This is a genomic window from Mycobacterium sp. (assembly GCF_965229105.1).
Lineage (GTDB): Bacteria > Actinomycetota > Actinomycetes > Mycobacteriales > Mycobacteriaceae > Mycobacterium.
Map to the genome: position 1 here is coordinate 551,811 of NZ_OZ245858.1, position 12,164 is coordinate 563,974.

The 12,164-nt window shown below is 64.5% G+C and carries 11 protein-coding genes; 7 read left to right on the plus strand and 4 right to left on the minus strand.

All coding sequences use genetic code 11. From position 1 onward, the window contains the following. Positions 1-52: 52 nt before the first annotated feature. Entirely contained in the window at positions 53-703 is a 651-nt protein-coding gene (locus ADBZ9O_RS02590; protein WP_526528119.1) for a TetR/AcrR family transcriptional regulator, read from the minus strand. A gap of 144 nt (positions 704-847) precedes the next feature. Here ADBZ9O_RS02590 and ADBZ9O_RS02595 point away from each other — a divergent pair, with 144 nt between their 5' ends. Genes ADBZ9O_RS02595 through ADBZ9O_RS02625 form a run of 7 tightly spaced genes read left to right on the plus strand, consistent with a single transcriptional unit; the run spans position 848 to position 7,007 of the window. Beyond that, positions 848-2,035 (plus strand): cytochrome P450, encoded by a 1,188-nt coding sequence (locus tag ADBZ9O_RS02595; protein ID WP_526528121.1) that lies wholly within the window; start codon positions 848-850, stop codon positions 2,033-2,035. Between the two features lie 43 nt (positions 2,036-2,078). Continuing rightward, positions 2,079-2,915: a mycofactocin-coupled SDR family oxidoreductase gene (locus ADBZ9O_RS02600; RefSeq protein WP_526528123.1), complete on the plus strand. Its 837-nt coding sequence runs from the start codon at positions 2,079-2,081 to the stop codon at positions 2,913-2,915. Beyond that, positions 2,912-4,105, plus strand: coding sequence for an alcohol dehydrogenase catalytic domain-containing protein (locus ADBZ9O_RS02605; protein WP_526528125.1), 1,194 nt, complete (start codon positions 2,912-2,914; stop codon positions 4,103-4,105). Before ADBZ9O_RS02600 ends, ADBZ9O_RS02605 begins: the two co-directional genes overlap by 4 nt. Before the next feature lie 31 nt (positions 4,106-4,136). Beyond that, entirely contained in the window at positions 4,137-4,709 is a 573-nt protein-coding gene (locus ADBZ9O_RS02610) for a nuclear transport factor 2 family protein (RefSeq protein WP_526528127.1), read from the plus strand. Further along, positions 4,706-5,209: a nuclear transport factor 2 family protein gene (locus ADBZ9O_RS02615; protein WP_526528130.1), complete on the plus strand. Its 504-nt coding sequence runs from the start codon at positions 4,706-4,708 to the stop codon at positions 5,207-5,209. Before ADBZ9O_RS02610 ends, ADBZ9O_RS02615 begins: the two co-directional genes overlap by 4 nt. Continuing rightward, positions 5,202-6,017, plus strand: coding sequence for an SDR family NAD(P)-dependent oxidoreductase (locus ADBZ9O_RS02620; protein ID WP_526528132.1), 816 nt, complete (start codon positions 5,202-5,204; stop codon positions 6,015-6,017). Before ADBZ9O_RS02615 ends, ADBZ9O_RS02620 begins: the two co-directional genes overlap by 8 nt. A gap of 45 nt (positions 6,018-6,062) precedes the next feature. Continuing rightward, on the plus strand, positions 6,063-7,007 hold the full coding sequence (locus tag ADBZ9O_RS02625; protein WP_526528134.1) for a zinc-binding dehydrogenase: 945 nt from the start codon (positions 6,063-6,065) through the stop codon (positions 7,005-7,007). Between the two features lie 36 nt (positions 7,008-7,043). On the opposite strand, the gene ADBZ9O_RS02630 is transcribed toward ADBZ9O_RS02625, so the two are convergent. The 3 genes from ADBZ9O_RS02630 to ADBZ9O_RS02640 form a co-directional block, all read right to left on the minus strand. Beyond that, the gene (locus ADBZ9O_RS02630; protein ID WP_526533790.1) at positions 7,044-8,156 is read right to left on the minus strand and encodes a coiled-coil domain-containing protein; all 1,113 of its coding nucleotides are present in this window, start codon (positions 8,154-8,156) and stop codon (positions 7,044-7,046) included. 716 nt (positions 8,157-8,872) lie between these two features. Next, on the minus strand, positions 8,873-10,411 hold the full coding sequence (locus tag ADBZ9O_RS02635) for an FAD-dependent oxidoreductase (RefSeq protein ID WP_526528136.1): 1,539 nt from the start codon (positions 10,409-10,411) through the stop codon (positions 8,873-8,875). After that, a complete protein-coding gene (locus tag ADBZ9O_RS02640) occupies positions 10,408-12,162 on the minus strand; it encodes a (2,3-dihydroxybenzoyl)adenylate synthase (RefSeq protein WP_526528138.1) in 1,755 nt (584 codons plus the stop codon). Before ADBZ9O_RS02640 ends, ADBZ9O_RS02635 begins: the two co-directional genes overlap by 4 nt. Between the last annotated feature and the right edge of the window lie 2 nt (positions 12,163-12,164).

Here is a 12,164-nt window from a genome sequence, read left to right on the forward strand (position 1 = left end):
TGTCGCGCATGGGAGCCCGGCTGGGCATGCAGGCTGGTTAACGGCTTCTCGGTCAAGAAGTGATCGGCGCGCGCCATAGGGCAACGATTGCATCGATCAGCCCAGAGCCGAGGGCATGCCAATCGGCGCGCGGTGTCGGTCGGCCTTCGGCGAAGTCGGCCTCGTACTCCGCACAGACGTGGTTGAGCAGCAAACGTGTGTACAGGTGTCGCTCTTGGCGCACGAAGGCCGGCACGTCGGGCAGACAACGCCAGATACCGTCGAGCACCTCCTGCAGCACAGGAGAACTCAATGCACTCGACTTCATCACCTCGCCGTAGGCGGGATCAGTCATCGTCTGGGCGCAGAAGCGCGCGTACCACGATGGCTTACCGAGCGAATCGAGATGATCGGTGTAGGAACGGACCAGGCAACCGATCCAGTCCGCGAGATCCGTAGAGCCGGCGATCGCAGCGATGTGTTCCGTGAGGCGCCGCTCGACGTCGTCAGCATGTTTGTGTTCAATCGCGCGCACCAGTTCGGCCTTGGTGCCGAAGTGGTAGGCCACCGCTGCATTGTTTCCCTGACGCGCGGCTTCGACGATGCGACGGTGGGACACATTGTTGACACCGTGCTCGGCGAATAGTTGTTCGGCCGCGATCAGGATTGCCTGACGGGTGGAGTCCCCCCGGTCCGTCCGCGATTCACCTACAGCTGCCGTCACATCACTCTCTTCCACCGGTCAGAGGTACCACGTTCTCACCAGTGAACAGCCTCTCAGCAACTAAGTCAAACATTTTACTTAATGTGATACGGTTCGCGGCATCCATGCACCTGAGTGACACGGCACACACTTATGAGAGGTCTGATGACTGCCACTACGGCCAGCGAGCTGTACTACGACCCCTATGACGTTGCGCTGAACACCGATCCGTTCGCGATGTTTCGGCGTCTGCGTGAGGAAGCGCCGTTGTACTACAACGCCCAACATGACTTCTTCGCGGTCAGCCGTTTCGAAGACGTCAATGCCGTCCTGGTTGATCACGACACCTTCAGTTCCGCGCGGGGTGCCATCCTCGAAATCATCCGGGCGAACATGCCGATACCGTCTGGGCTGCTGATCTTCGAGGACCCTCCGGTCCACAACATCCATCGCAACTTGCTGTCGCGAATGTTCACACCACGCCGTATCAATGCGCTCGAGCCCCAGATCCGAGCGTTTTGCACGCAGATCCTCGACGAAGCCGCCGAGCGCGGCGGTTTCGACTTTGTCGCCGATCTCGGTCTGCTGCTTCCGGTTCGCGTGGTAGGCAAGCTCTTCGGAATACCCGAAGGCGAGCAGGATGAACTGTTTGGCCAGACCCTTTCCACTCTCGACAGTGAACCCGGTCAGCCGTTGGTCGGGCTTGCATCGGGTGAAGCGTTTTCCGCATACGTGGACTGGCGAGCCGAGAATCCGTCTGACGATCTGCTAACCGACATGATCAACGTCGAATTTGTGGACGAGGATGGCGTGACCCGGCGACTGTCGCGCGATGAACTGCTGCTCTATCTGACCGTCGTCGCGACCGCGGGGGCAGACACGACGACACGCATGATCGGGGCAGCGGGCAAGCTGCTCTTCGATCACCCCGATCAGCGCCGCGATCTCGTCGCGGATCGCTCACTGCTGGGTAATGCGGTCGAAGAGATCGTGCGCTTCGAACCTCCCGCTGTCCATGTGGCGCGCTATGTCACCCGGGACGTCGACCTCCACGACCGGACCGTTCCGGCAGGCAGTGTGGTCATCGCGCTGCTGGCTTCGGCCAACCGGGACGACCGCCGATTCCCCGATGGTGACAGCTTCGACGTGCACCGCCCGCCGCGCCAGCATCTCGGCTTCGGGGTAGGGACGCATTACTGCCTTGGCAATGCCTTGGCCCGCCTCGAAGGCCGCATTGCCCTCGACGAAGTACTCACTCGATTCCCCGAATGGCAGCTCGATATGTCCCGCGCTCGGTTCGTCACCACGTCCCTGGCCCGCGGCTGGGCTTCTCTTCCTGCGCTCGCGTCCTGACGCGACCGACCCATCCACTGACTGAAAAGACAAGGGAATCACCATGACTGGACGTGTCGAAGGCAAGGTCGCCTTGATCACCGGGGCGGCGAGGGGACAAGGCCGGGCGCATGCGGTGCGCCTGGCGCAAGAAGGCGCCGATATCATCGCCATCGACATCTGCAAGCAGATCGACAGCGTGCAGATTCCGCTGTCCACGCCGGAAGATCTCGCCGAGACTGCTGATCTGGTCAAGGCCCTGAACCGGCAGATCTACACCGCCGAAGTTGACGTGCGCGACTACGACGCACTCAAGACGGCCGTCGACACCGGTGTCGACCAACTGGGTCGGCTCGACATCATCGTCGCAAACGCTGGCATCGGCAACGGCGGACAGACGCTGGACAAGACCAGTGAAGGTGACTGGGACGACATGATCGCGGTCAACCTGACGGGTGTGTGGAAGGCTGTCAAAGCCGCTGTGCCCCATATTCTTTCCGGAGGCCGTGGAGGTTCGATCATCCTCACCAGCTCGGTCGGTGGACTCAAGGCTTACCCGCACACCGGGCACTACGTCGCGGCCAAACATGGCGTGGTCGGCCTGATGCGCACCTTCGCCGTCGAACTCGGCGCCCAGAACATCCGGGTCAACTCCGTGCACCCCACCAACGTGAACACCCCGCTGTTCATGAACGAACCCACCATGAAGATGTTCCGTCCCGACCTGGACAACCCGGGCCCCGACGACATGTTGGTGATCGGGCAACTAATGCACACCCTGCCCATCGGCTGGGTGGAACCGGAGGACATCGCCAATGCCGTGCTGTTCCTGGCCTCCGATGAGGCCCGGTTCATCACAGGTGTGACGCTGCCCGTCGACGGCGGCAGCTGTTTGAAATGACGGCACAAGGAACCGACTCGAGGTCGGCGACCGGGACGTCCGGCGTCGAGCACCGCACCGCGGCCACGCCTGAACGTGGGCTGCAGATGCGGTCCACTCTGGACTCCGACGGCACGATACGCCTCGCCTTGACTGAGGTCGCTGTCCGGCAACCGGGTCCGCGGCAGGTCGTTGTGCGGATCAAAGCTGCCCCTATCAACCCGTCGGATCTGATGACCATGATGGGCTCGGCCGACATCGCCGACGCCCATTTTGGCGGCACGTCAGAAAGTCCAAGTGTCCGAATTCCGCTTTCGCCGAGGCTGTTTGACGCCCTAGGCGCCAGGGTGGGCGTATCGCTGCCGGTCGGCCAGGAAGGGTCGGGGCACGTCGTTGCGGCCGGTGACGATGCCACGCATCTGATCGGTCGCAACGTTGCGCTGATGGCTCCGGCTGCCGGCACCTTCGCGGAGTACGTGACCGTTCCCGCCGATGACTGCCTTGAGCTCCCCGACACCACCGATCTGCTGGCTGCGGCGGCGATGTTTGTCAATCCGCTGACCGCGCTGGCCATCGTGGAAACGGCTCGACTTGAGGGCCATGAGGCGCTCATCCACACAGCCGCGGCCTCGAGCTTGGGCCAGATGCTGGTCAAGATATGTCGGCGAGACGATATCGCGTTGGTCAACATCGTCCGCCGCGACGAGCAGGTGCAACTGCTGCGGGCGATCGGCGCCGAACACGTCTGCAACTCGAGCGAGCCCACGTTCCGCGAAGACTTGATTGCGGCGGTCAAGGCCACTGGGGCGAGAGTGGCCTTCGACGCAGTCGGTGGCGGCACGATGGCAGGTGATCTGTTGGCCGCCATGGAATCTGCGGCAGCCGCCCGGATGAAGCGCCCGAGCCCGTACGGATCGATGGAACTCAAGCACGTCTACCTCTATGGCCATCTCGACACCACACCAACGTTGGTGCACAACTCCGGCAATGGGTTGCTGTGGGGCCTCAGCGGTTGGATGATGCCGCAGATTCTCGCCCGCGTGGGCCCCGAGCGCCGAGCTCAGATGCACCAACGAATCCTCGACGAACTGACAACGATCTTCAAAACCGATTATTCGCAGACGATTTCACTCACACAGTCCCTTACCCGTGAAGCGATGACCGGCTACTGCCGGCAAAGCACCGGGTCGAAATACCTCGTCACCGCCTGACCGTGGCATCGGCCACTGACCCCTACATGAGATGGACGCCACGCACATGCTTGCTGACGGCACCGCCGCTGTGATAGACGTCGTGAACCGCTACGCCCTGGCCGTCGACAGCCGGCAATGGGACGTATTTGACACCATCTTCGACGTAGATGCCGTGGTGGATTTCGGCGGCGGAGCACGCTGGCTCGGTCGTGCCGCGTTGAAGGAGGCATTCGACGCCATCCACGCCGGCTACGACGCCACCCTCCACGTCACCACCAACCACGTCGTCACCATGAACGTCGAAGTCGCGCACTGCCTGAGCTACGTCCACGGACGATTCTTCAAACAGGTCGACGGAGGCCACGAGTTCGAATCCGCGGGGTGGTATGACGACCAGTTGCGGCTCATCGACGATCAGTGGCGGATCACCCACCGCACGTGCAGGTTGGTGTGGTCCAGAGGGAATCCACGGGTCATGGGCGCCGAGGCTGCACCCCTCGACACGAGGCAAGCCACTGTGATCGGAAGTCTGCATCGCGCCGCCAAGGCGGGCAAGATCGGCTACCTGCGCTACCACTCGGCAGCCGCCACATCCGCCGCCGAACCCACCGACGCCCAGTGAGCGCGTCACCGGATCAGTTGTCTACCTGGTTAGCCAAGTGGGAACTGGCCGAACTCGTCGCACGGTCATGTCGAGCAATGGACCGCGGCGACCGCGACGGCATCGCTTCCTGCTACGCACCGGACTCATATGACGACCACGGCGCCTTCAAGGGCTCCGGACAACAGTTCGCCGACTTTCTGTGCAATACCTCTCATCCGCTCAAGACTCATCATCAACTTGGGCAGTGCCTCTTCGACGTATCGGGCGAGGAGGCCTGGGGCGAAACGTATTTCACGATGTACGGGCTCGGCAACCTACCCCTCTACGGCCGCTACGTCGACTACTTCCAACGACTTGACGACCAGTGGCTACTCAAGTATCGGCGGGTCGTACCCGAAGTGACTGTCGTCGGAGATGACATCGAAAGCTACTGGCGCAGTGGCCGGGACCGCAGCGACCCCGTTTACGACCACCTACGCGCACCTACCGACGTCTTGGGGCTGCGCACTCATGACTGACGAACTTCACACCAAAGTCGCGATCGTCACGGGCGGGTCATCGGGCATCGGTCGGGCCACCGTGGAAGCGCTTCACGGCGCCGGAGCCAGCGTCCTCATCGCCGACGTCGACGTCGACCGGGGGTTGGAACTGGCCGACTCGCTCGGCAGGCGTGCGGCCTTTCAGCCCACCGACGTCGCTGACCGCGATCAAGTGGCTGATCTGATCACCATTGCGGTGACGCGGTTCGGCGGGCTCGACATCATGGTCAACAACGCTGCGATCGCCAGCCCGCTGCGTCGCCTGCTCGACGACGACTTCGACGACTTCCATCGCGTCACGTCGGTGAACATGCTCGGCGTCATGACCGGGACCCGTTACGCCGCAAAGTACATGGCCGAGCAGCGCAGCGGCTGCATCATCAACATGGCTTCCATCGGTGGAATGTTGGCTGGCACCGGTGTTGCCACCTATCGCGCAACTAAGGCCGCCGTCATCCACTTCACCAAGTGCGCGGCAATCGAACTTGCGCAATACGACATTCGGGTCAACGCGATTTCGCCTGGCAACATCCCCACCCCGCTACTCGCGTCGTCGGCGGCACCAGACGAGCGAGCCGAAATGGACCGGTACGAAGCGAAGATCCGCGACAGAATGCGTGCTGATCGCCCGCTGCAGCGCGACGGCACTTCCCAAGATGTCGCCGAGGCAGTCCTCTACTTCGCCAGCGAGCGCGCTCGATACCTGACCGGCGTGATACTGCCCGTCGACGGCGGCATCACCGCCGGGAAGCCGGCCCACCGCGCGGCGACGGCAACAACTCGTTGACGCACTGCATCCACCTGGATCCATCCCCATCGAAAGGAAAAGCCAATGAAGGCTTGGCATCTCACCGGCGCGAACCAACCCCTCGAACTGGTCAACGTGGACGATCCGGTTGCGGGCTCTGGTGAAGTGGTGATCGAAGTCAGGGCAGCGGGACTGTGTCACAGCGACGTCGGATTCCTCGACGGCACGTTGACGGCGTTACTGCCGAAGTTGCCCATGGTTCTCGGTCACGAAGTAGCCGGGGTCGTTGCGGAACTCGGCCCCGACGTCGAAGGCTTCGAAGTCGGCGATCGCGTGGTTGTCGGCGGACCCGAAGACTTCGCCCCCGGCTGGGCTGTAGACGGCGGCTTCGCCGAGAAATGCCTCGTCAAGTGTTCCGGCCTCATCAAACTGCCCGACACCGTGGACTTCGACCAGGCAGCAACTGCCACCGACGCCGGGCAAACCGCCTACGGCGCAGTGGTCAGTGGTGGCGAAATCAAACCGGGCGATCGGGTCGGCATCGTCGGACTCGGTGGTTTGGGCCTGACGGGTGCCCGCATCGCCGTCCTCAAGGGCACGGAGGTCTACGCCGCCGAACCCCGACACGACGTGTGGAAGGCCGCAACCGAACAAGGCGTCCGCGAGATCTTCGATCACGTCACCGAACTCACGTCCCTCGAGCTGGACGTGATCGTCGACTTCGCCGGATTCGGGACCACTACCGCCGACGCCATCAATGCGGTCAAAATCGGTGGGCGAGTCGTACAAGTGGGGCTCGGAAAGCTCGAAGCCACGATCTCCACCGCCTCGTTGGTATACAAGGCCGTAACGCTGCGCGGGTGGCGAGGCGGCACTGACCCGAACCATCTCAAAGCCGTCATCGAGCACATGGCAGCCGGAGAACTCAGAATTCAGACCGCCCCCGTGGGATTCGAGGACATACCGAACGCCATCGAACGCCTCCAAGCCGGCAACGTGGTCGGACGCTTGGTCGCCCACCCACGATGACGGAAGTTCTGACTCGGTTCGCACCGCGCTGGGTCTTCAGCCGCGAGGAGTCGTGGTGATGTGTACGTGGTCGTAATGGCCGTAGCCCGTTGCTTGCGGACCGGCCGGCGTGTAGTACGTGCCGCGCCAGATCACATCCTGTAGCCCGAATCGGCCCACATTGCTCATCGCGAACGCAAGGATCTGATCTCCGAGTGCGATGCCCACGGGGCTGTCGGGGTTCGGAATCATGATGTCGATCGCCAGACCACGGGGATGCCACGGCTTCGAGTCCGGTCGGACCCCGTCGATCTCGGCTATCTGGGGGAACTGGGCGCTGACGGCCCGGGCAGCCATGATGGTGTTGGGCTGCAGCCCGGCCTCTGACGCGACACCGACGGGCAACGCCTCCGGTAGCTCTGCAACAGCAGCCTCGGGGGGCGGAGCAACATCGCCGGGAGGCAGGCCGGGCATAGCCGCGATCGCCGGGTCCATCGGAGCGGGGGCGCTCGGCGGCAGAGGTGTGTTGTCGATGACGGCTTGCTGCTGCGGGGTCAACGCTGCGTACTGCGCCTCCGCGGCGGCGATCTGACGCAGCAGTTCTTTCCATTTGGCCTGCAATTCGGTGCGCACTGCGGCGGCCGACTCGGCGGCGGCGCCTGCGTCGGCGGCCGATCTCTCCGACGCCTGGGCGGCGGCCGCCGCGCGCTCACGTGCGGATTGAAAGGCCTCCAACTGATCGGCAGTCACAGCGGCCACCGCCCGTTGCAGCGATAGCTGATCGATCAGCTGATGTGGAGAGGATGCGGTCAGCACCGCGGCGAACTGACCGTTGCCCCCAGTCATATAGTTCATCGCCGCCACCCGGTTGGCAGCCGCCTGATGGGGCTCCAGCTGGAAGTTCGCCACTTCCAGGGCCGCCACATCGGCACGATGGCGGTCAACGGCCGCAGCCTGCTCAGCGAGCCTGGCGTCGACGTCGCGCTGGGCCGCTGTGACGGCCTCGCGGCTCTGCACCGCCTGCTGGGACAACTCGGTGAGCTTGGCCAACGCATCGCCCGCAGGGTCCGCCTTGACAATCCCCGTGGGCATACCCGCCATGGTCAACACCAGGACTGCGGTCGCAAGACCGCACACCGTTCGCCTAAGCGAATGGCGCACCCCGGTCACGCGGATTGTCACGATCCTTACGTTTGAGGACCGGTCCTGGCCCGACTGTCGATGTCTCGGGCAAGGCTACGAACTGATACCGACGATGTCTACTCGGGGTTAGTAGGGTCGCAGGCAGGGGACGACTCGGGCTTGACTGGGGCCAGTCACTCGGCGGCTGCTGTGACCTCCATATCCCGGAGTAGGCCGCATGGCCTAGATCACGGAAATGGTTCACGCCACAGATGACGTCACCAACCATCCGACGCCGATTTGACGGCCCTGGGCGCTCCGATTCTCCTGGGGTTACGACCTGGCGCTGCGTCTGGCTTCGGCAGACCGGCAGACCGGCAGACCTTCTAGTGGAATCGCTATGCGTTTCCCGAAACGACGCCCTGTATCTACACGACTCAGGCGGCAGCATCGCCAGCGCCCTTGCCGGACTGCTGTTGTGCCCTGTGGGACTTCGCGGTGGACTTTTGCCGGTCGGGCTCTTTGTTGTTCTCGAACTTGTCGTCGGATTGAGTGTCGGTGTCGGTGTCGGTGCCGGCAGCCGATGTGGGGGGGCCGCAACGCCTTGGTGACGTGAGCGGCGAACTGCCGGATGCCACGTTCCACGTCCCGGAGGAGTTCCCCAGCCTCCTCGGCACCTGTCGCGCCGGTTGAGTCGTCGGCACTGGCAGCTACCCTGTCCGTGTCCGCCCCCTTGCTGCGCGTTGAAGGCGCCGCGAACGTGGTCAGTCTGTGAGACAAATGAGGTCTACCCGTTGGCTCACGAGCGCGGCCGCTGCGTCTGCGCGCCGGTCCGCCGGCACGTCGACCGCCACCAGCGCACCCGAAGCGTGGCGGAGCCGCTCGGCGAAGTCGAAGCGGTTGAGCAGGGATTCGCGGTCCGCCGGTCCGGCAAGCAGGTAGATCTCGGCAGGCGGTAATCCACTGAGCAGTCGGTCCGCGCCGTCGCCCCAGGCCGCGGCGGCCCCGACGTCAACGCGATGCGCGGTCGGCTCGGCGCCGATCTCGTGGGACACCACTCGGCCGTCGAACCGACGTGTGCCACGGATCAGTGGCCGACCGAGGATCCAGTCGACCAGGTCGCCCGAGGGGGGAACGTTGTCCTCGCTGACGTCGGCATAGGCGGCCACTCCCCTGCGTGCGACGTGCGGAGCCGATTCGGCGAAGCGTTCCACCGTGACCTTGCCGGCGCGTGTCATGTAAGCGATCATCAACTGCTCGACCGGCATCGTGGCCATGCGGTCGGGGAACGAATCCCACCACAGCATCGAGCGCAGAGCGATCGACTGCAAGTGGTCGACAGCGGGACGGCGATCCTGTTCGTAGGCGTCGAACGCCTCGTCGAGGGTGTCGGCCGCGACAATCGCGCGGTCGAGCACAATGGCGTCCTCCATCGCCAGCTTGGTACCCGACCCGATCGAGTAGTGGGCGGTGTGGGCGGCGTCGCCGAGCAAAACCACGTTGCCGGTGTGCCACGTGCCGCAGTGCACCGTGCGAAACCGCATCCAGCGCGTGCGGTTACCGATCAGTCGATGCCCGTGCAGCGCGTCGGAGAAGGCGTCCTGGAGGTAGCCGAGCGAGGCCTGATCAGTTTGCGTCGTCGGCGTGTCACGGGTGGTTTCCTCGAATCCCGCGCGCCGCCAGGTTGATTCGTCGGTTTCGATCAAGAAGGTGCTGCGGTCGGCGGCGTACGGGTAGGCGTGGGCGACGAAGGACCCGTGCTCGGTGGTGACCGGGGTGAATACCGCACTTGGCAGGGCGAATTCGGTGCCACACCACAGGTACAGACCCTGCCCCTCAGCAATATCGGGCTTGAAGTCGTCTGCCAATTCGGTGCGGGTGCTGCTGTTGATCCCGTCGGCGGCGACGATCAGATCGGCATCGAGATCGGCCACCGCGCGTCGCTCGTTGAACCGCAGTTGCACCCCGGCGTCCTGCGCGAAGCGCTGCAGCACGCCCAGCAGCGTGGCCCGCCCGATGGCCAGCAACTCACCGTGAGCCAGCTGTGCGTGCTGGTCGCCGACGCGCATGGACATGTCGTGCGGGCGCGACGCGGCGACGATCGCATCGAGCGAGGCGGTATCGGCCAGACGCAGGTTGCGTTGGGTGCGCGAGGCCAAGCCGACACCAAACCCGAAGGTGTTCTCCGGCACCCCCTGGTCGTACAAGGTCACCTGGGCGTCGGGGTGGCTCAGTTTGAGCAACCGCGCCGCGTACAGGCCGCCAGGGCCTCCGCCGAGGACCGCGATCGTCTTCAACTTCATGCGTGATGCCTTTCGTGTACCAATGCGCCGTCGTCGGATGAATCAACCACTCGCGCAACCGATGTCGCCGCCTCGGCTTCCAGTAGTGCCGCGATGTCGGCGCGGAGCGACTTCTTGTCTATCTTTCCGACGTTGGTCTCCGGCAGGGCCTCGGTCCACTGCAGCCGTTCGGGCCACTTGTACTTGGCGACTCCGAGGCCGTCGAGGTGCGACTGCACCTGCGCCATGGTCAGCTCGACGCCGTCGACCGAGACCAGGTAGGCGCAGGCGCGCTCGCCGAGCCGCAGATCGGGCATGGCGACCACCGCCGCCGCAGCGATACGGGGATCACGAAGCAGCAGCACCTCGATCTCCTCGGCGTTGATCTTCTCCCCGCCGCGGTTGATGAGGTCCTTGATGCGCCCTTCGATGCACACGTAGCCGCGTCCGTCGATATCACGGATCGAGGCCAGATCGCCTGTGCGGTAGAAGCCGTCGGAGGTGAAGGCGATCGCGTTATGCTCGGCCGCGTCGAAGTAGCCCGGGATCGTGTACGGACCGCGGCAACACAGTTCTCCGACCGCGCCGGCGGGGACTTCCTGCTCACTGGACGGGTCGAGGATCCTCACCTCATCCGAAGGGGCGACGGGCACCCCGACGGTCTCCCTGCGGGCGACCTCGGGGGCATCGAGCGGGGTGACCGTGAACAGCCCTTCGGACATCCCGAAAAGCTGTCCCGCCCAACGCTGCTCGCCGTCATCGACGCAGCGGAACAGGTCGTGGCTGACCTTGGCACCGGACAGTAGTGCCCGACGCAGGGTGCGGCGGACCTTATCGAACTCGGGCCGCTGTACCGCTTGGTAGTGGCCGTGACCGAACAGCGCGTCGGTGACCTCGTGGCGGGCCATCAACTCGAACGCCGAGGGTGCATCCGGTGTCGCCACGACCAGGGTGGCGCCGACGGCGTGGGCCGCGTGCAGGGCACAAGAGATGCCGGCGTTGTGGATGAGCGGAATCAGGTGCGCCACTTTGGTTTCGGGAGTCCAGCCCAGGGCTTGGGCGTAGAACAATGCGTTGTTCCAGTACTCGGCGTGGATGCGTGGGATGACCTTCGGCACTCCGGTGGTCCCGCCGGAGAGTTGGAAGACCGCGACGTCGCAGGGATCGATGCGGGCTTCGACCGATTCGACCAGAGCGCGGGCGGCGGCCGGGTCGCCCTCGGATCCCAGGTCCTCGATGCGGGTGGTGCCGTCGGTCGCCACGGGTGCCTCGATGGTCAGGACGTGGCGAAGGGTGGGATGCCCACGGGCGACGTCGTGGGCAAAGGCCACCAGATCGAACTTCGTTCCGGCCTCGACGATGTGGGCCACCGCACCGACCTTGGTGCTGATGTGCCCAATTTCGTGTGCGCGGTGCGCGGCGAGGGTAGCTACCGGGACGAGGCCCGCCTTGAGGCACCCGTACCAGGCGACCACGGCGTGGGCCTTGTTGGTGACTTGGAACACCACGGGGTCCAAGCGGCGCAGACCGAGCGAGATGAGCGCGGCGGCGACCTGGTCGGTGCGCTCGTCGAGTTGGCGATAGGTCAAGGTGACCTCCGCGGTGATGAGCGCGACGCGATCGCCATGGCGCACCGCGGTCTGGTGGAGGCGAGCACCGGTCGCGGCGTCGCTCCATTGGCCGGTCTGGCGGTAGTGGCGGGCACGATCGACGGGATAGGGCACGAGCCGCCCGTCCCAGTCATACGGCGTCGTGGGTCTGTGCGCTGGCATCA

Excerpts from the sequence above, each read along its gene's own strand:
- ADBZ9O_RS02595 (WP_526528121.1), top strand. The coding sequence starts at position 848 with ATGACTGCCACTACGGCCAGCGAGCTGTACTACGACCCCTATGACGTT.
- ADBZ9O_RS02600 (WP_526528123.1), top strand. The coding sequence starts at position 2,079 with ATGACTGGACGTGTCGAAGGCAAGGTCGCCTTGATCACCGGGGCGGCG.
- ADBZ9O_RS02605 (WP_526528125.1), top strand. The coding sequence starts at position 2,912 with ATGACGGCACAAGGAACCGACTCGAGGTCGGCGACCGGGACGTCCGGC.
- ADBZ9O_RS02610 (WP_526528127.1), top strand. The coding sequence starts at position 4,137 with ATGGACGCCACGCACATGCTTGCTGACGGCACCGCCGCTGTGATAGAC.
- ADBZ9O_RS02620 (WP_526528132.1), top strand. The coding sequence starts at position 5,202 with ATGACTGACGAACTTCACACCAAAGTCGCGATCGTCACGGGCGGGTCA.
- ADBZ9O_RS02625 (WP_526528134.1), top strand. The coding sequence starts at position 6,063 with ATGAAGGCTTGGCATCTCACCGGCGCGAACCAACCCCTCGAACTGGTC.
- ADBZ9O_RS02635 (WP_526528136.1), bottom strand. The coding sequence starts at position 10,411 with ATGAAGTTGAAGACGATCGCGGTCCTCGGCGGAGGCCCTGGCGGCCTG.
- ADBZ9O_RS02640 (WP_526528138.1), bottom strand. The coding sequence starts at position 12,162 with ATGCCAGCGCACAGACCCACGACGCCGTATGACTGGGACGGGCGGCTC.